A 17,652-nucleotide genomic window follows, 5' to 3' on the forward strand; every position below is an offset into this window, starting at 1 on the left:
GGGTCAACGCACGAGCGTCACGGTGTAGCCGGCGTCCTGCAGCAACGCCACCACGCCCTCTTCGCCGGGCAGGTGCAGGGCGCCGACGGCGATGAATGCGTTGCCCGCATCCAGGATCGGGGCGGCGCGCTCGGCCATGACATGGTTGCGCATGCGCACGATGCGTTCCTCGAACTGGGCATAGCCGTCGATATCCTGTTCCGCGCCCTGCGGCCCGGCGGCCAGGATAAGCGGCATGATCTGGGCGATCTCGCCCTGGAGGTAGAGATCGGTCATCGTCGCCATGATGTCGGGCATCAGGTCGGCCAGCTTGATGGTTTCTATCAGGCCCTGGATGTGAAATTCCATCGGCAGGTCGGCCATGGCGGCCATCTGTTCGCCGATGCTCTCGAGCCCGAGCAACTGCTTGCCCTGCGCCCTGGCGGCCTTGGCGATCTTGATGTCGAGGAACTCGACGCCGCGGGCCTTGCGCGCCATCTCGCAGGCGGGAAGGGCGACCAGGCCCGAGATCATCCAGGGCTTCATCTGCGACACCATGGCGAACGGGATATCGCGGCGGGCCAGTTCGGCCTCGATGAGCTTTGCCTGCTCCTCGTCCAGCAGCGCGGTGAGCGTGCTGCCGTCGGTGAACATGGTGAGTTCCGGCCGCTGCACCAGAACCGCCTGGGCGATGGCCGGATCGAGGATCTCGATCGTCTCGATGACCACGGTGCCGGCGGCATCGAAGGCTGCCTGGGCCGCGTCGGGCATCCGCGTCACCTTCGGATCGGTGACATGCATGGTGCCGAACAGATAGGAGGGGGCGATTCCGGCCTTCTCGATCTTCCACAGCAGGCCGCTGCCGTTGCGGGTGCCGCTGGCCCTAGCCCGTACGATCGCCAGTTTCTGCGGATTGGAGGCGGCCAGCTGTTTGACCAGGCTGGTGCCACCGCATGCCGACGATTCGCTGGCTCCGGCCTTGCCGGTTCCGATGAGCAGGCCCGCCACCAGCAGGATCAGCAGTGCGATGGGAAGCGAAATCGCCACGCCGAACACCAGGTTCGGAAATTGCGCGCATGTGCTCCGGACTCGGGACAAGATGGGCTTGTGATGCATGGCAGGCCGTTCCTTCAGGATCTGACCCCCCATGTTAGCGCCTGGCAGGTGACAATCCGGTTAACCGCCGCTGAAGATTTGACCGTGGTGAACACGGTGTTAACCGCCGGGCTTGCCTCTCCAGACCGGAGCGCCTGCCTAGCGCGAGCGGGGCAGCTCTTTCAGAAAACCGGCGATCAGGTCGGCCGTCCGCTCATCGGAAATGACCCCGAGATGGGACTGCCCGTCGAGCAGCCGGTACTGACCGTTCGGATTGGCGGTCTGCATCAGCGGCTCGTAGCCATCCGCGACGAAGGATTCGTCCTCCGCGCCGGCGATCAGCAGGAACTTCGGTAAAGCGGCAATGTCGGCGAGATAGTCGTTGCGCGGCGCATAGGAGGTGTTGAGCCGGTAAGAGTAACTTGCGGTCGCGGTGTTGCCCTCGGGGCCGTTCAGGACTGCCTGCGGGAAATTGAACTGGATTGCGGTGAGGCCGTTGAGCGCCGTGATGCCCACATTGTTGAGCATCGACAGGCCGATGATGCGGCGGGTGAGCGGACGGGCCCAACCGCCGGAATTGGGCCGCGTGGTGGGCGCATTGTACTTGAGAAACGGCGCCAGCAGCACCGCGCCGTCGAGCGTTGAGCCGTAGTCTCCGCCGGCATAGCGGACCACCAGCCCGCCGCCGCTCGAATGCCCGGCGAGCACCAGCGGTTGACCGGGCTTGCGCAGCAGTGCCGCGAGATCGGCGATGTCTTCCTCGAACTGGCCGATATGGCCGATGTCGCCGCGGGTTTGCGGATCGGGGCCGTGGCCGCGCAGATCCGGCAGGGCAACCTCGACGGCGGCCTGTTCGGCGATTGCGCGCGCCAGCCCATCATAGGCGCCGCCGTGCCAGCCCGATCCGTGGATCAAGATGACGAGCGGCGCATCGGCGTTGCCGCTGGCGTAGTGGCGGTAGCCGAGCGTGGCGCCGTCGCGCGCCTGGTAGGTCTGTAACGGCGCCGGATCCGGCCTGGCGCTCGCGGTCTGACCGGAAAAATCGATTGTTTCGCCGGAGACCGATTCGGCGGGACCCTGGGACAGGATCAGCCCGAAGGCGATCAGGAAATAAATGATCACGGAGATGACCGCGACACGGAGAACAATCGGCAAGATATCGGAGGCTGACATGGTTTTATCGCGACCTGCTGGTTCTTGATCGAAACGGGCGGAGCCGAGCTTTTCGCCAAAACATCTGCCTGATGCAAGACATGGCAGGCAAATTTGCCGGGTCAGGCGCGCGGGTGGGCGCGGTCGTAGATCTCGATGAGGCGGCTTGCATCGACGCCGGTGTAGACCTGGGTGGTCGACAGGCTGGCGTGGCCGAGCAGTTCCTGGATGGTCCTGAGATCGCCGCCGCCGGCGAGAAGATGGGTGGCGAAGGAGTGTCTCAGCGCATGCGGGGTGGCGGTGTCGGGCAGGTCGAGGGCTCCGCGCAGGCGGCGCATTTCCTTCTGCACGATGGCCGGCTGCAGCGGGCCGCCGCGCGCGCCGCGGAACAGCGGCTTATCCGGGCCGGGCGAATAGGGGCAGAGCCTGCGATATTCGGCAATCGCCTCCCTTGCCACCGGCAGCAGCGGCACGATGCGGGTCTTGCCGCCCTTGCCGGTGATCCTCAATGTTTCGCCGTCGCGCGGCAGGTCGCCCGATGTCAGCGACAGGGCTTCGGAAATGCGCAGGCCGCAGCCGTATAGCAGCGTCAGCACGGCGCTCGAGCGGGCGGCGATCCAGGGTTCGTCGGCGAGCTGCAGGTCGGAGTCGACGACGCGCAGGGCGTCGCGTGCACTCAGCGGCTTGGGCAGCGACTTCGGTTGGCGCGGCGCCCGTGTGGCAGAGGCGCCGGCGGCATTGGCCATGCCCTTGCGCTCGAGATGGCGCAGGAACGAGCGGATGCCGGCAAGGCCGCGCCCCAGCGTCCGTGCACCGGCGCCGCCGCGCCGCCGCTCGGCCATGAAGGCACGCAGGTCGAGCGGGCGCAGATCGGCGAGGTCGGCGATCCGCGGCGGACCGCCGAGATGGGTGGTCAGGAACCCCAGGAACTGGCGCAGATCGCGCTCGTAGGCATCGGCTGTCTTCGGCGACAGCCGCCGCTCATCGGTCAGCTGGGCGAGCCAGCGCTGCTGCTCGGCGATGACATCAGGGGCGGCGATGACAAGCGGCTGGGTCATGATGGATCCGTGGTTGGCAACGGCCTGCCGGAACGCTCCGGTGGTGAGACTGAGCGGCCACACCTGCGGCCAATCTTGACCCGGACTATTGCATGATGGGCTTAGCGGGGGGTAAACGAGTGCGGCGCAATGATGTCATCATGGCATCACAATCTGTTGCCATAGGTTTTGTCAGGCGGACGAAAGAGGGTCGAATCCATGGCGTATGTGGCTGAGATTTCAGACCGGTTGCAAGTGCTTGCCCATGGTCGCCCCGGACACATCATCGACCGGCTGATCGCCGAGCGCGGCGGTCGCCTGGTCGAACATCCGACCTGGCCGCTGATGCGGCCGTTTCTCTATGCCACGCTGAAATACGGCGCCGCGGTGCGGATGGCCGACGCCATCGGGCCGTTGTCCGGCCACGGCGCGTTCCAGCACATCAGCGACCTGTTGAAGCTCGACATCCAGTCGCGCTTCGAGGACCGGATCCCGAAGACGGGCGGCTTCCTGCTGGTGGCCAACCACCCGACCGGCATTGCCGACGGCGTGGCGATGTTCGATTTTTTGAGCCGCCACCGGCCCGACATGATGATCTTCGCCAACCGTGACGCGGTGCGGGTCAGCCCGCGCTTCAACGAGATCATCATCCCGGTGGAATGGCGCGAGGACTACAAGAGCCGCGACAAGACCCGCGAGACCCTGCAGCTGACAAACCGCGCTGTGCAGGACGGCAAGGCGACGGTGCTGTTTCCCTCCGGCCGCATTGCCTTCTGGCACGAGGGCAGACTGACCGAACGGCCGTGGAAGGTCTCGGCGGTGACGCTCGCCCGCCGGCACGAGCTGCCGGTGATTCCGGTCAATATCTCGGCACGCAATTCCGGCCTGTTCTACTGGCTGTCGAAACATTCGACCGAACTCAGAGACATGACCGTGTTCCACGAGCTTCTGAACAAGAAGCATCACACGTTCCGCTTCACGGTCGGCAAGCCGATCATGCCCGAGGCGCTCGACGGCGATCCGGCGGAAGCGGTGAAGGCGCTCGAATACCACACCGTGCACGGCCTTGCGAAAGATCCGGACAGGGCCTTCGAGCCGGCGCCGAAGGGCTGGAGCCAGTCTGGCTGAAGGTGAATCATGCGGATTATGCCGCTATGCCTGCGATCATTAACCCTGAGATTATCTTCTATGGACTGATATGCGGGATTCTGCTATTAAATAGCATAGTGGCGCATCCGATTTGGACTCGGAAGCGCCACTATTCTTACCCCTTTTGGAAGGGGGCAGGTCGGTTAGCCGCCGTCAGGCGGATACGGGTAATCTCCCGGCTATACGCCACATTGCCTTCTCCATTTCTCTGGGGTGCCAGTGACGGGGATACCCTCCCCGCCGTTGGGTCCGTGCGATGCGGAATTCAACGAAAGACGTCATCATCGACGTCTTCGTTCTCGAAAAAGGGGATTCCAGCCCCTTCGGTGACTTGTGGAGCCTCGTGAGCAGATTGCTCGGAGGCTTCATTTGTTTCGGGTTTTAGTAACCCAAAATATTTCATGCCTTCTTGCGTTATTCGAAATCGGCCCTCGTCGAGGCGCTCAGCGTATCCGCTATTAGCTAGATTCATCATTTTAGTACGAAGTGACGGCTTTTTGAGATCGCCAATGCCCAATGACGCCGCTACGCCCATAACTTCATCGTATCCAAAGCCAGATTGATACCTAGTGCACAGCTCGCCGAATATACGCCTCCAATCATCAGAAGGCATACGCTGGCGGGGGGATGCAGAGGACCTCGCTGCGGTTTTGCCTTGTGGCTGCATATCTTGAATGTATTTGGCGGAAAGTTCGAAAGCATCAACGCGTGCCCTTGCGGCCGCGCGCTTCTGCAGCAGATCATTAATCTGCTGGTCGAGATCGGATAGTTCGCGTTTAGCGATAGATAGTTGTTCAAGAATCGGGTTCGTGGCCATATCATCGCTTATATACATAGTGTGGTGTAGGCGCAATAGGTGTGTGTAACTTATTTTTCCGCTATGCCGCTACGTATTGCGTATAGGTGTGTCTAAATACAAAAACGGCCCGGGATGACCGGGCCGCTGAAATCAATCTGAACCGCAGTCAGATCAGGCGATGGACTGGCCGGTCTTCTTCCAGTCGGCCAGAAACGCGTCGAGGCCCTTGTCGGTCAGCGGGTGCTTGACCAGCGCCTTGATGGTCGAGGCCGGGATGGTGGCCACGTCGGCGCCGATCAGGGCGGCTTCCTTGACGTGATTGACGGTGCGGATCGAGGCGGCGAGGATCTCGGTGTCGAAGCCATAATTGTCGTAGATCTGGCGAATTTCGCGGATCAGGTCCATGCCGTCGATGCCCATGTCGTCGAGCCGGCCGATGAAGGGCGAGATGAAGGACGCGCCGGCCTTGGCGGCGAGCAGCGCCTGGTTGGCCGAGAAGCACAGCGTCACATTGGTCATGTGGCCATCGGATGTCAGCGCCCGGCAGGCCTTCAGGCCGTCGAGCGTCAGCGGCAGCTTGATGCAGATATTGTCGGCGATCTTGGCGAGAACCGCGGCTTCCTTCATCATCGCGTCGTATTCGGTGGCGGCGACTTCGGCGGAGACCGGACCGTCGACGATCGAGCAGATTTCCTTGGTGACCTCGCGAATGTCGCGGCCGGATTTCATGATCAGCGAAGGGTTGGTGGTGACGCCGTCGATCAGGCCCAGATCGTTGAGCTCCCTGATCTCGCCCACGTCGGCTGTATCAACAAAGAATTTCATATCACACTCCCAAACTGCGCTTGCCGTGACTGTCCGGTGCGCTCTGAACAATTCCGGGTTCCCTTTAGCCCAAAGCGGGGGCAAGGTCACGCCACATGGCCAAAGATTCGCGACAAATTGAAGGCGGGCTGTTTCCCCGCAAAGTGGTTCCCGTGCTCATACCGATGCCGGCGGAGCGGGCCTATTCCTATGCGCTGCCCCAAGGTGTGGAGGCAGGACCCGGGCAGATCGTGCAGGTGCCGCTGGGGCCGCGGCTGGTGGCGGGCATCGTCTGGGACGGGGAGGCCGACCAGGTCAATCCGGACAAGCTGCGGGAAGTGACCCAGGTGTTTGACTGCCCGCCGATCGTCGAACCGATGCGCCGCTTCATCGACTGGGTTTCGGCCTACACGCTGTCGCCGCCGGGGCTGGTGGCGCGCATGGCGCTGAGGGCGCCGGCAGCGTTCGATCCGGAACCGATGATCGATGCGCTGAGGCTGACGGAGACACGGCCGGAGCGGCTGACGGCGGCGCGCGAGCGGGTGCTCGAACAGGCGGGTGACGGGCTGGCCTGGAGCAAAAGTGGGCTGGCGCATGCGGCCGGCGTGACACCGAGCGTGATCGACGGGCTGTTTGCGCAAGGCGTGTTCGAGCCGGTGAAACTGCCGCCGCCGCCGGTGGTGCCCGAGCCCGATCCGGATTACCAGCCGGCGGTGCTGGAGGACGGGCAGGCGGAGGCCGCGGACGCGCTCCGGGCCACCGTCGCCAAGGGCGGGTTCGGCGTCACCTTGCTTGACGGGGTCACCGGCTCGGGCAAGACCGAGGTCTATTTCGAGGCGATCGCCGAGGCGGTTCGGGCCGGACGGCAGGTGCTGATCCTGCTGCCCGAAATCGCGCTGACCAACGCGTTTCTCGACCGGTTCCACGCTCGCTTCGGGGCGCGGCCGGCGGAATGGCATTCGGAGCTGGCGCCCCGGATGCGCGAGAAGGTTTGGCGGCAGGTGACCGAGGGCCGGGTCAGCGTGGTGGCCGGCGCGCGCTCGGCGCTGTTCCTGCCGTTCCATGATCTGGGGCTGATCATCGTCGACGAGGAGCACGACCCGGCCTACAAGCAGGAGGACCGGGTGTTCTACAATGCCCGCGACATGGCGGTGGTGCGGGCCCGCCTGGCGGGCATCCCGGTGGTGCTGGCCTCGGCGACGCCGTCGATCGAAAGCCGGGTGAACGCGGCGCAGGGCCGCTACAGCCATCTCGTGCTGCCGGGCCGTTATGCCGATGCCGGGCTGCCGGACCTGAAGCTCGTCGATCTCAGGCGCTATCCACCGGCGCGCGGCGGCTTCCTGTCGCCGCTGCTGCTCAGGGCCATGGCGGAGACTCTCGAACGCAAGGAACAGTCGCTGCTGTTCCTGAACCGGCGCGGCTATGCGCCGTTGACGCTCTGCCGGGTCTGCGGCCATCGTTTCGAGTGCCCGCAATGTTCGAGCTGGCTGGTCGAGCACCGGTTCCGCGGGCAGCTGCAATGCCATCATTGCGGACATAGCGAGCCGACGCCGCAGGCCTGCCCGTCCTGCGGCGCACTCGATCACCTCACCCCTTGCGGGCCGGGGATCGAACGGATCGCGGAAGAAGCCGACAAGCATTTCCCCGATGCCCGCGTGATCGTGCTGTCGTCGGACATGGCGGGCGGCACGCGGCGGCTGAGGATCGAGCTCGAGGCGATTGCCAAGGGCGAGGCGGATATCGTCATCGGCACGCAGCTGGTGGCCAAGGGGCACAATTTCCCGCTGATGACGCTGGTCGGCGTGGTCGACGCCGATCTGGGCCTGTCGAACGGCGATCCGCGCGCCGCCGAGCGGACCTACCAGCTCTTGTCGCAGGTGACCGGCCGGGCCGGGCGCTCGGGGCGCAAGAGCCTGGGCCTGATCCAGACCTACCAGCCGCAGCACCCGGTGATGCAGGCGCTGGCCTCGGGCGAGCCGGAGGCGTTCTACGAGCGCGAGACCGACGAGCGCAACCGCGCGATGCTGCCACCCTTCGGCCGCCTTGCCTCGGTGATCGTCTCGGCCGCCACACGGCCGGAGGCTGAGACCCACGCGCGGGGCCTGCGCGCTGCAGCGCCTGCCGCGCCCGGCATCATGGTGCTGGGACCGGCGGAAGCGCCGCTGGCCCTGATCCGCGGCCGCTACCGCTTCCGCCTGCTGGTGCACGGCGAGCGGGGCAAGGACATGCAGGGGTTTGTCCGCGCGATGCTGGCGCAGGGGCCGAAGGTGCGCGGCTCGGTTCAGGTGCAGGTGGATATCGACCCGCAGAGCTTCTTGTGAGGGTCGGCGAGTGATGGTAATTTATTGAAAGGGCTTTCTTTGCACCATGGTTGCAAAGGCGGCGGCCGGTATCGGCCCATAGCGGACCTTTGGTCACTCTGCAGTGAACGGATGTCTCGAGCCCAATCGTATTTCGATTATTTCCTGCGCTCGCTCGCAGTACGGCAAGGTCGGCGGGATCCCGGTGCTCTGTGCTGCGGGGCAGTGGTAGAACTGCCGTTCATCCAAAGAAAAGCGCGGCAAGGACCACCGAGGCGCGTACAGCGATCATGCCATTGGTCTGTGCGCCTCTTACCGTATTTGCTCGTCATGGGCAGCCATTGGCTGGTCTGGCAAGAGAGCCTGCGGATGGCCCGCCGGGTGCCGGCAATCAAGGCGGTGCCTGATCAGATCATCCGCGAAGAGACTTCAATGTTGCGGATCCCGAAATCACAATCTGTATGATCCGGGTGTCCGGTTGGTCCATTTGCGAAAGGCACGGTGGAAGTTCGCCGGGGCAGAAAAGCCGGTATCAAAGGCGATTACTTCGATGCTGTTCGTGCCTTGCTGAAGCGCCCGGATAGCAATGTCGCGGCGCAACGCGTCCTTGATGTCCTGAAAGGATGTCCCTTCCTCCTTCAAGCGGCGGTTCAGCGTCCGGGGCGTCATTTTCAGGGCATTGGCCGCATCCAGAAGTTGGCACGTTTGCCATGCCGCACCGTAAAGAAAGGCACGGACACGCAAGCTGTATGTGTGAGCGCGCGAGCCGGTGAAGATCCAGTCAAGCGGCGCACGCTCAAGGAACACGGATGCCTCGGCGGGACTGCGGGTGATCGGACGGTTAAATTGGCGTGGATCGAAGAGAATGCTGGTTTGCGGTGCATCAAACTCTACCGGACAAGGAAAGACGACTGCGTAATCCGCCGCAAAATCCGGACGCGCGAAGGCAAATCGAACCGCTTTCACCGCCGTTTCCGACCCGCCCAGCCAGGACAGGAGGCCATGTGCCAGTTTCAGGATCAGCATGTGACCAAATCGCTGCGGGGCGTTTTCGTTTGAAAAAGGGACCAACGCCAGCTCCACCTCCTCCGGTTCGTTGCGCAGGTCCAGACGAAAATCGTCCAGAAGCAGGTTCCAGAATGTCGAGAACCGATACAGCGCCGAGACCAGGCTGCTTGCTTCACGTTGCACGGTCACAAGATGTTGCAGGGCGCGCGGTCGGATCGGACGGCTCCAGAGCCCCATCATTTCATCCCCGGTCTCCGGCGCGGCAAGCTGATAAAGCCGGGCGATCTCTTCGAGCGTGACGCGCTGCTTGGACGCCATCGGGCCGGTTTGCAGACCGGAGCGCTCCAGCAGCGACGCCATTTTTTCCGGCGTGCATCGGGATTTCAGCGCATCAAGCCAGTCCTGGATGAAACCCGCGGATACAGTCGCCAGGGATATGGGGTCTTGATCGGTCATGGGCGCCCTTGATTGGCGTAATCGGATACATTTCTGGCAAATAATGAGCTTATCGGCAAGTTGCATAGTGATTAGATGACGCAAAACCATAGTTTCAGAAGGGGAGCCAGGTATGCTCTATCAGCCGCCAGTACAGGATTTGATGTTCTGTATCGAACACCTTTCCCACTGGAATGAGGTGTCCGCGCGGGACCAGTATTCCCAATTCGACTTGTCGGATGTCGGCGCCGTGCTGGAGGGCTATGCCCAATTCTGTGCCGAACAGATAGCACCATTGTCCCATATCGGGGACACGCTGGGTGCCCGGTTTGATAAGGGCCGTGTGACCATGCCCGAAGGCCACGCGCGGGCCTACGCTCAGTTTGTCGAAATGGGCTGGCAGGCGCTGACCCATCCCGTGGAATATGGCGGCACCGGGCTTCCGCGCGCGGTTGGCGCGGCGGCGGTGGAGATGCTGAATGCCGCTGATATGAGCTTCGGCCTCTGCCCGCTCTTGACCGATGGGGCGATCGAGGCGCTGCTGCTCACCGGCTCGGACGAACAGAAAGCTGCCTATCTGGAGCCGCTGATTGCCGGGCGCTGGTCCGGAACGATGAACCTGACCGAGCCGCAGGCGGGCAGCGATCTGGGCCGGGTGGCGACGAAGGCCTTGCCGCGCGGGGATGGCAGCTATGGTATCTCCGGGACGAAGATCTTCATCACCTATGGCGCCCAAGATCTGACTGAGAACATCATCCACCTCGTGCTGGCGCGCACACCTGATGCGCCAGCGGGGCCGAAGGGGCTGAGCCTTTTCATCGTGCCACAAAAGCTGGTGGAACCGGACGGAACGCCGGGGGCCGGCAACTCGGTGAACTGCTTGAGCATCGAACACAAACTGGGCGTGCGCGCCAGCCCGACGGCAGTGCTGGAGTACGATGATGCCACCGGGTTCCTGATCGGCAACGAAAACTCTGGCCTGGAATACATGTTCATCATGATGAACGCCGCGCGGTTCTCGGTGGGGGTGCAGGGAATCGGAATCTCCGAGCGGGCCTATCAGCGTGCCCTGGCCTACGCGCGCGACCGGGTGCAGAGCCGCCCGGTGAACGGCGGCAGCAAGGACGCCGTCCCGATCATCGACCACCCGGATGTGCGCCGCATGCTCATGCGGATGCGCAGCCTCACCGAAGGCGGGCGGGCAATGGCGGCGGCGACCGCGGGGCTGCTGGACATCGCGCATCACGGGGATGATCCCGAAATCGGCGCGCTGGCCGAATTCATGGTCCCGCTGGTCAAGGGGTTTTGCTCGGAACGCGCGGTCGAGGTCGCTTCTCTGGGCGTGCAAATCCACGGCGGCATGGGCTTTATCGAAGAAACCGGCGCCGCCCAGCACTACCGCGACGCCCGCATTCTGCCGATTTACGAGGGCACCACGGCGATTCAGGCAAATGACCTTCTGGGGCGCAAGCTTATGCGGGACGGGGGGACGACCGCCCGGCTATTCGCCGCCCGAATTGCCGAAACCGAAGCGAAGCTGGCAAGGGGCGATGCCAAGGCACAGTCAATCGGCACGAGCCTCGCGCAGGCACGCGGCGCATTCGAAGCAGCGCTGGATTGGATGCTGGATAACGGGCGCCGGGACATCGACGCGGCCTTCGCGGGCTCTGTCCCTTTGCTGATGCTGGCGGGCACATTGGCGGCGGGGTGGCAACTGGCCAAAGGCGCCGTGGCGGCGCAGACAGCGCTCGACGCCGGGCAGGACACGCAGTTCCTGACCCAGAAAATCGCCACCGCTCTGTTTTTCGCCCAGCACATTCTGCCCGAATGCACCACCGAGCAAACCCGCATCATGAACGGCTCGGCAAGCCTGCTTGACGCGGCCTTCCCCGAATAATCCCTGGAAAGGATCCACCCCATGAAGGACGTCGTAAACCCCGACACCTATGAAAGACTCTCGATTTCCGCGCGTGAGAACGGCCTCTATGTCGTAACGCTGAACCGCCCGGAAAAGCGCAACGCTCTGGATGTCGTCACCATCGAGGAACTGATCCGGTTCTTCAGCGGCGCACGGATGGCGGGCGTCAGGGCGGTGTTGCTGGAAGGAGCCGGAGATCACTTCTGCGCGGGGCTTGATCTGGTCGAACACTGGAAAGCCGATCGCAGCGCCGATGACTTCATGCATGTCTGCCTGCGCTGGCACGAGGCATTCAACAAGATGGAATATGGCGGCGTGCCGATCATTGCCGCGTTGAAGGGCGCGGTTGTCGGCGGAGGTCTTGAATTGGCCAGCGCCGCCCATGTGCGCGTGATCGACCCGGGCACCTATTTTGCCCTGCCCGAAGGCCAACGCGGGATTTTCACCGGTGGCGGCGCGACGATCCGGGTGTCCGACATGATCGGCAAGTACCGGATGATCGACATGATCCTGACCGGGCGCGTGTATCAGGGGCAAGAGGCGGTCGATCTGGGGCTGGCGCAATACATCACCGAAGACGGCGGCAGCTTTGCCAAGGCAATGGAAATCGCCGACAAGGTCGCGCAGAACCTGCCTTTGACGAATTTCGCGATCTGTTCCGCGGTCAGCCACATGAACAACATGTCCGGCATGGATGCCGCCTATGCCGAAGCCTTCGTGGGCGGCATCGTCAACACCCAGCCTGCCGCACGTGAGCGCCTGGAAGCCTTCGCCAACAAGACCGCCGCCCGCGTGCGGCCCAACAGTTAAGTCGGGCCGAACCGGGATGCGTCGCACCTTCGAAACTCTTCCCAAAACATCAACCGGCAAGATTCAGAAGTTCCGGCTTCGCAATCGCGCCAAAGAGCTGGAGTAAACTGGAATGGCACTGCTCTCACCCTCCCGCCGGCTCCGCCGCACCGCTTTCTCCGAAGGTGTCGAAGCCGCTGGCGTCAAGGCCTACACGGTCTACAATCACATGCTGCTGCCGACGGTGTTCCGTTCGGTCGAGGAGGACTATCACCATCTCAAACAGGCGGTGCAAGTCTGGGACGTTGCCTGCGAACGCCAGGTCGAACTGCGCGGCCCGGACGCCGGGCGGCTTGCGCAGCTGCTGACACCCCGCGATTTGCGCGGCATGCTGCCTGGCCAGTGCTATTATGTGCCCATCGTCGACGAGACCGGCGGCATGCTGAACGATCCTGTCGCGGTAAAGTTGGCCGAGGACCGCTGGTGGATCTCCATTGCGGACAGCGACCTGCTCTACTGGATCAAGGGGCTTGCCTATGGCTACCGGCTGGACGTGCTGGTGGACGAGCCCGACGTGTCGCCGCTGGCCGTGCAGGGGCCGCGTGCCGATGATCTGATGGCGGCGGTATTTGGCGACGCCGTGCGCAAGATCCGCTTTTTCAGGTTCGCGCAGCTCGAGTTCCAGGGGCGACACATGGTGGTTGCGCGCTCAGGTTACTCCAAGCAGGGCGGATTCGAGATCTATGTCGAGGGCGAGGAACTTGGCATGCCGCTCTGGAATGCCTTGATGGAGGCTGGCAAGTCGATGGACGTACATGCCGGCTGCCCCAACCTGATCGAACGGATCGAGGGCGGTTTGCTGTCCTACGGCAACGACATGACCGACGATAACACACCGCATGAGTGCGGGCTCGGCCGGTTCTGCAACACCCAGACCGCGATCGGGTGTATTGGACGCGATGCACTCTTGCGTGTGGCGAAGGAAGGCCCGGTCAAGCAGATACGCGCCGTGTCGATAGACGGCCCGGCCGTTCCCGGTTGCGACCGCTGGTGGCCCCTGAAGCATGGGGCAAAAACGGTTGGCCGGGTATCCTCGGCCGCCTGGTCGCCGGATTTCAGGACGAATGTCGCCATCGGCATGGTGCGCATGACCCATTGGGACGAGGGCAGCGAGCTGACAGTGGAAACGCCAGCCGGGGCACGCTCGGCCAGGATCCACGAGAAATTCTGGGCATAGACGCGTTTTCGCAACAGCGCTGGAGAAAACTCACGGGTCCATTACGTGGTTACGGCGATCATTTGAGCAGCCAAATCGAGTTCGACCGATTATTGACTTATGCTCGAAGTCTTCGCATGGCCTCTGAGGATTGCGCCGGCGAAGCCTGTTGCTCTGTCGTGCGCAGTATTCCGCATCTGCGAGCCCTTTTTGCATCGGCGAAAGGGACGTCAGCAGAAGTCCGGATAATCCGCAAGGCCGACAGTGGTGAAAATTGCAACGAATGTCCGCTTCCGGCCCTTAGCCGACCTTGGTGGTTACTGCACTGACGCCCGGTTCGGTCCCTTTTGAGACTTTCAACCCATGTCGTCATTTGAGTGATAAACCTCATTATGGAACAGCGAAGAATCTATGACATACATTGATGAGGGCGCGATCATTACAAATAAAACACAGTAACTTGATGCCATATTGAAGGTACTAACCCGGGACGTTCTGGGTCAGTACCCCCGGCCTTGGATGACCGATCTTTCAACGCCCGGTGACGCTGAGCTTTTTGTAGTGGGGCCAATCAGGCTACGCCGCACCTAAGTGCAATAATCGGATCACATGATCGCTTTCTTGATGCGATGTTCAATCGAAATGGCGAATGCTGCAGGGAAATATATCGCGAGATGCGACAAGAAGTGTCTGGCACTCGGTCGCATTCTGACGATTTTGTTGCGATGTTAAATTCTGCAGGGGTCACGAAGATCCTTGCGACCAACACTGTATGCTTTGTTACAGAGGGAAATTTTTCGAAGGTCAATAAACCTGAGAACCGAGAGGGTCTTCTGAGAGGTCGTGAAATTTTTAGAGCGGTTCTGGAAACGATAAGTCCGAAAATTGTAATTGCTCATGGGTCTGGGGTGGTGAAGTCGTTCTGGAAGAACCACCAGATGCGATTACTTCCGCCGCCAACTCAGCCGAACGATTTTCCATGTGTGGTAATCGGAGATACGAAATTCTTCACGATCCCCACATTAGGCCTGCCCGGGGTCTATAGCAAGAAAATTGGCCTTTTGACCGTGACAGGTATCGTTTGGCGTTCACAAAAATTATCGCTGCCCAGCTAAGCTGATCTTGTTGGAATATTGGTGCAGAAATCGAGGTTTTTGCAACGGGTTTTTACGCCCTGCTATTTTAACAGGTTGGCCGTCGCAAAATCTTGTCGCAAAATACTCGTGTTTTGTGGTGCGGATTGCTGGGTCATGGTCGTTTGCAGATATGGTACTACCGTTCTTGCCATGAGGTAAGTCAGGCCACCAAGAATACCGACTGCAAAAATAATGGCGACCATGCCTTCTGCAATGAACTTGATTCCGCCTTTCGGGTCTCGTTGAAATTCAATTCGACAGGGGCCGAGCTGCATCTCCTACCTCCCTCATCCCGATACGGGCTAAATAGTCGAGGTCCTTGATGGCATAGGCACGCAGGCGTTCGACCAAACCTTCAAGGTCATACTCGACCTTCTCTTTTCCATCGCCAGTCACCTTCTCTCTGCGGAGTAAGCCACGGTTCGTGAGGGTCTGAAGGCTCCTTTGTATCGTACGAGTAGTGACGCCCATGCGTCGTGCGAGCGTTGTTGCTCGTGGGAATGGTCGTTTGTCTCGATACCACCAGAACTGAAGGATGTTGATGAGCACGAGCATGTCGAGTGCGCTCAAGCCGAGGTCGGCCTGCTTCTTCAAGAGCACATCAGGCAAGATTTGAAATCCAGCTAAGCTGGCTTCCTTCCACTTGTCGGCGGCACGTGCCGAATTGTTTTCCACGTTTTCCATGTTCGTCATCTAAAAAATAAACGACGATAGTTAAAGTATTTAGTATTTATTTGTTTGTAGTGACACTGATGTCGCAAAATGTATGGCACGGCTGTCGTGAGCGGGTTTTAGTTGGAGGTTGCAGGTCAGCTACAGCAGATAAGGATTGTTGAAAAAACCATGGTTAGTGCCGTGCCAGCGACACGCCACTAACCATATGCAAGCAGCTATTCATCCTCGGGCTGATCATGCTCGGGTGCCACTTCCTCTTCGAATTGATCGAAGGACGCATTCTTGCGACGTAATGCCTGGCGCTCATCGTCTGTCAGCAACCGTTTGGCCGTTACAGGTCGAGCAGCCTCTAAGGTGCTCGCCTTAACGGCACCGTACCCCCCCACAGCAAGCTCGAACAAAATCCAATCGTAGCGGTCAGCTAGGACAGCTATCAGCTCTACGATAAAGGCGCTTCGAAGCTGAGTGCGTTTGCTCAAAATGCGTATCGTTTTGGCACTCACTCGGGCGCGGGTGTTGCCGCTACGTTGAAGAATGACGGCTAGCAGGCATGCTGTTTGCGTTGAAGTGCGGTTCATGGTCGTGAGTTCCTGAGGCCTCATTGCCTGACAGAAATAAGACCCTTAATTCAGGTTATGTCAACCCTAAATCAGGGTCTTTGATCTTTTTCGTTCTGAAGCTGGCTGCGAGTTGTCGTCGGACATTGCAATAGAATCATAATGGTCCATTTAAAAAATCGTCGGAAAAGGGATCGTTATTGCGACATCAATCGAATGTCTCAAGTATGCGCACTGCAGCCCTTCACGCCAACCGTAGCGAAAGTCCGCTTGCCGCCCACTGAGGACGAGCAGTGCGGTGCAAACAGGGGCCGATGAGAGTATCTGAAGTCCTCAGAGGAACAGAAGCCGGACCGCGTTTTCGTCATCAGGCGTGGCGGTTGTCGAGACCCCATCTTACCCGTGCCCACGCCCGCTCATGCAGTACGAAAAACGCCAGCCCGCTTGCCGCGGTGGAGAGCGCGAAGCTCATGGCGGTCACCATGTTGCCGGTGTGGAACCAGGCCAGCGCGCCGGTAACAGCGAGGCCCAGGGCCTGCCAGGTGAGGGCTTTTGCGATGGTCCTGAGTTTCGATTCCATAGTCTGCGCCGTCTTTCGTTCTGGTGATGCGATGCGGGATTTCTATCCCTTTCGCGCGCCTGCCGGAATTCTGTATCTTCTGCGCAAAAACACACGAATGTTGATAAAAGTCATCAAATGTGTGAATAGTCTACAATGCACAAAAATGACCGCGCAGAGCTGTTCCGCACCCGTCTGGCCGCCCGGCTGGCACTCACCGGCTTGAGCCGCAGCGCGCTGGCGCGGGCGGCGGGGGTGGACCGGTCGACGATCGCGCAGTTGCTGTCGGGCGACGAGGTGCGGCTGCCCAATGCGCACCTGGCGGCGGAATGCGCCAGCGCGCTGGGGGTGAGCGCCGACTGGCTGCTCGGCCTGTCGGACCGGCCGGAATCGGCAGCCGAGGTGCTGTCGGCGAATTTCCGCATGGAGGCGGCGCAGCGGACGCCGGCGGACGAGCAGATCATCGCCTGGCACCAGGAGGCGGCCGGCCACAAGATCCGCCACGTGCCGGCAACGCTTCCCGATATCCTGAAGACCGAAGCGGTTCTCGAATGGGAATATGCCGCCTTTCTCGACAAGACGCCGGAACAGGCGCGCGGCGCCATGCGCGAGACCATCGACTGGCTGCGCACGCCGGGGTCGGATTACGAGATCTGCGTGTCGATCGACAAGATCCGCTCGCTGGCGCGCGGCGAGGGCTACTGGCAGGGGCTTGCCGCGGAGGCCCGCGCCGAGCAGATCGATTTCATGGCCGGGCGCTGCGAACGGCTCTACCCGTCCTTGAGGCTTTATCTCTACGATTCGAAGAAGGTGTTCTCGGCGCCGGTGTCGATCTTCGGGCGGCTCCTGGCGGCGGTCTATGTCGGGCAGTTCTACCTGGTCTACCGTGACAACCGGCAGATCGCCGCGCTGACCGAGCATTTCGACACGCTGGTACGCGAATCGGAAGTCGAGGCGCGCAATGCCGGCCGGATCATCCGGGAGATGTTCGACGAGGCTTCCCTTCGCTGACCTCGCTCGGTAGCATCCGGCCCGTGTGGATGA

Annotated in this window: 16 protein-coding genes; 6 read left to right on the top strand and 10 right to left on the bottom strand. The window is 61.5% G+C overall.

All coding sequences use genetic code 11. The features are described from left to right. Positions 1–3: 3 nt before the first annotated feature. The 3 genes from O4H62_RS12505 to O4H62_RS12515 form a co-directional block, all read right to left on the bottom strand. On the bottom strand, positions 4–1,095 hold the full coding sequence (locus O4H62_RS12505) for a TraB/GumN family protein (protein WP_430538426.1): 1,092 nt from the start codon (positions 1,093–1,095) through the stop codon (positions 4–6). A gap of 138 nt (positions 1,096–1,233) precedes the next feature. Next, complete coding sequence (locus O4H62_RS12510) at positions 1,234–2,247, bottom strand: alpha/beta hydrolase (RefSeq protein ID WP_269388235.1); 1,014 nt, start codon at positions 2,245–2,247, stop codon at positions 1,234–1,236. Positions 2,248–2,348: 101 nt separating this feature from the next. Further along, positions 2,349–3,284 carry a tyrosine recombinase XerC gene (locus tag O4H62_RS12515; RefSeq protein WP_269388238.1) on the bottom strand — a complete coding sequence of 312 codons (936 nt, stop codon included), beginning with the start codon at positions 3,282–3,284 and terminating at the stop codon, positions 2,349–2,351. 198 nt (positions 3,285–3,482) lie between these two features. Here O4H62_RS12515 and O4H62_RS12520 point away from each other — a divergent pair, with 198 nt between their 5' ends. After that, entirely contained in the window at positions 3,483–4,391 is a 909-nt protein-coding gene (locus O4H62_RS12520) for a GNAT family N-acetyltransferase (protein ID WP_269388240.1), read from the top strand. A 286-nt stretch (positions 4,392–4,677) separates the two neighbouring features. On the opposite strand, the gene O4H62_RS12525 is transcribed toward O4H62_RS12520, so the two are convergent. After that, complete coding sequence (locus tag O4H62_RS12525) at positions 4,678–5,229, bottom strand: hypothetical protein (RefSeq protein ID WP_269388242.1); 552 nt, start codon at positions 5,227–5,229, stop codon at positions 4,678–4,680. 153 nt (positions 5,230–5,382) lie between these two features. Continuing rightward, on the bottom strand, positions 5,383–6,036 hold the full coding sequence (gene fsa, locus O4H62_RS12530; protein WP_269388244.1) for a fructose-6-phosphate aldolase: 654 nt from the start codon (positions 6,034–6,036) through the stop codon (positions 5,383–5,385). A gap of 95 nt (positions 6,037–6,131) precedes the next feature. On the opposite strand from fsa, the gene O4H62_RS12535 reads away from it, so the two are divergent. Further along, positions 6,132–8,336, top strand: coding sequence for a primosomal protein N' (locus tag O4H62_RS12535; RefSeq protein WP_269388245.1), 2,205 nt, complete (start codon positions 6,132–6,134; stop codon positions 8,334–8,336). Between the two features lie 429 nt (positions 8,337–8,765). Here the strand turns inward: O4H62_RS12535 and O4H62_RS12540 are convergent, their stop codons facing one another. Further along, entirely contained in the window at positions 8,766–9,779 is a 1,014-nt protein-coding gene (locus O4H62_RS12540) for an AraC family transcriptional regulator (protein WP_269388247.1), read from the bottom strand. 112 nt (positions 9,780–9,891) lie between these two features. Here O4H62_RS12540 and O4H62_RS12545 point away from each other — a divergent pair, with 112 nt between their 5' ends. The 3 genes from O4H62_RS12545 to O4H62_RS12555 all read left to right on the top strand — a co-directional run bounded on the left by O4H62_RS12545 (position 9,892) and on the right by O4H62_RS12555 (position 13,702). Next, positions 9,892–11,655: an acyl-CoA dehydrogenase gene (locus O4H62_RS12545; protein ID WP_269388249.1), complete on the top strand. Its 1,764-nt coding sequence runs from the start codon at positions 9,892–9,894 to the stop codon at positions 11,653–11,655. Positions 11,656–11,676: 21 nt separating this feature from the next. Beyond that, positions 11,677–12,486 (top strand): methylthioacryloyl-CoA hydratase, encoded by an 810-nt coding sequence (gene dmdD, locus O4H62_RS12550; protein WP_269388252.1) that lies wholly within the window; start codon positions 11,677–11,679, stop codon positions 12,484–12,486. 112 nt (positions 12,487–12,598) lie between these two features. After that, on the top strand, positions 12,599–13,702 hold the full coding sequence (locus O4H62_RS12555; protein WP_269388253.1) for a dimethylsulfoniopropionate demethylase: 1,104 nt from the start codon (positions 12,599–12,601) through the stop codon (positions 13,700–13,702). A gap of 1,156 nt (positions 13,703–14,858) precedes the next feature. Here the strand turns inward: O4H62_RS12555 and O4H62_RS12560 are convergent. From O4H62_RS12560 to O4H62_RS12575, 4 genes are all read right to left on the bottom strand, one after another. Further along, complete coding sequence (locus O4H62_RS12560; RefSeq protein ID WP_269388254.1) at positions 14,859–15,092, bottom strand: hypothetical protein; 234 nt, start codon at positions 15,090–15,092, stop codon at positions 14,859–14,861. After that, positions 15,067–15,501 carry a helix-turn-helix domain-containing protein gene (locus tag O4H62_RS12565; RefSeq protein WP_269388255.1) on the bottom strand — a complete coding sequence of 145 codons (435 nt, stop codon included), beginning with the start codon at positions 15,499–15,501 and terminating at the stop codon, positions 15,067–15,069. Before O4H62_RS12565 ends, O4H62_RS12560 begins: the two co-directional genes overlap by 26 nt. Positions 15,502–15,707: 206 nt before the next feature. Continuing rightward, positions 15,708–16,070, bottom strand: a complete 363-nt coding sequence (locus O4H62_RS12570) for a hypothetical protein (RefSeq protein WP_269388256.1) — start codon at positions 16,068–16,070, stop codon at positions 15,708–15,710. A gap of 346 nt (positions 16,071–16,416) precedes the next feature. Next, on the bottom strand, positions 16,417–16,629 hold the full coding sequence (locus tag O4H62_RS12575; RefSeq protein ID WP_269388257.1) for a DUF2061 domain-containing protein: 213 nt from the start codon (positions 16,627–16,629) through the stop codon (positions 16,417–16,419). A 135-nt stretch (positions 16,630–16,764) separates the two neighbouring features. Between O4H62_RS12575 and O4H62_RS12580 the strand changes: the two genes are divergently transcribed. Beyond that, entirely contained in the window at positions 16,765–17,619 is an 855-nt protein-coding gene (locus tag O4H62_RS12580; RefSeq protein WP_269388258.1) for a helix-turn-helix domain-containing protein, read from the top strand. The last annotated feature ends 33 nt before the right edge of the window (positions 17,620–17,652 follow it).

This window comes from Parahoeflea alexandrii (assembly GCF_027214025.1).
Taxonomy (GTDB): Bacteria; Pseudomonadota; Alphaproteobacteria; order Rhizobiales; family Rhizobiaceae; genus Hoeflea; species Hoeflea alexandrii_A.

Bases quoted from the DNA above. Each gene is read 5' to 3' on its own strand.
- O4H62_RS12520 (WP_269388240.1), top strand. From the start codon at position 3,483: ATGGCGTATGTGGCTGAGATTTCAGACCGGTTGCAAGTGCTTGCCCAT.
- O4H62_RS12525 (WP_269388242.1), bottom strand. From the start codon at position 5,229: ATGGCCACGAACCCGATTCTTGAACAACTATCTATCGCTAAACGCGAA.
- O4H62_RS12510 (WP_269388235.1), bottom strand. From the start codon at position 2,247: ATGTCAGCCTCCGATATCTTGCCGATTGTTCTCCGTGTCGCGGTCATC.
- O4H62_RS12535 (WP_269388245.1), top strand. From the start codon at position 6,132: ATGGCCAAAGATTCGCGACAAATTGAAGGCGGGCTGTTTCCCCGCAAA.
- O4H62_RS12540 (WP_269388247.1), bottom strand. From the start codon at position 9,779: ATGACCGATCAAGACCCCATATCCCTGGCGACTGTATCCGCGGGTTTC.
- O4H62_RS12515 (WP_269388238.1), bottom strand. From the start codon at position 3,284: ATGACCCAGCCGCTTGTCATCGCCGCCCCTGATGTCATCGCCGAGCAG.
- O4H62_RS12575 (WP_269388257.1), bottom strand. From the start codon at position 16,629: ATGGAATCGAAACTCAGGACCATCGCAAAAGCCCTCACCTGGCAGGCC.
- O4H62_RS12570 (WP_269388256.1), bottom strand. From the start codon at position 16,070: ATGAACCGCACTTCAACGCAAACAGCATGCCTGCTAGCCGTCATTCTT.
- O4H62_RS12565 (WP_269388255.1), bottom strand. From the start codon at position 15,501: ATGGAAAACGTGGAAAACAATTCGGCACGTGCCGCCGACAAGTGGAAG.
- dmdD (WP_269388252.1), top strand. From the start codon at position 11,677: ATGAAGGACGTCGTAAACCCCGACACCTATGAAAGACTCTCGATTTCC.
- O4H62_RS12545 (WP_269388249.1), top strand. From the start codon at position 9,892: ATGCTCTATCAGCCGCCAGTACAGGATTTGATGTTCTGTATCGAACAC.
- fsa (WP_269388244.1), bottom strand. From the start codon at position 6,036: ATGAAATTCTTTGTTGATACAGCCGACGTGGGCGAGATCAGGGAGCTC.
- O4H62_RS12505 (WP_430538426.1), bottom strand. From the start codon at position 1,095: ATGCATCACAAGCCCATCTTGTCCCGAGTCCGGAGCACATGCGCGCAA.
- O4H62_RS12555 (WP_269388253.1), top strand. From the start codon at position 12,599: ATGGCACTGCTCTCACCCTCCCGCCGGCTCCGCCGCACCGCTTTCTCC.
- O4H62_RS12560 (WP_269388254.1), bottom strand. From the start codon at position 15,092: ATGCAGCTCGGCCCCTGTCGAATTGAATTTCAACGAGACCCGAAAGGC.
- O4H62_RS12580 (WP_269388258.1), top strand. From the start codon at position 16,765: ATGCACAAAAATGACCGCGCAGAGCTGTTCCGCACCCGTCTGGCCGCC.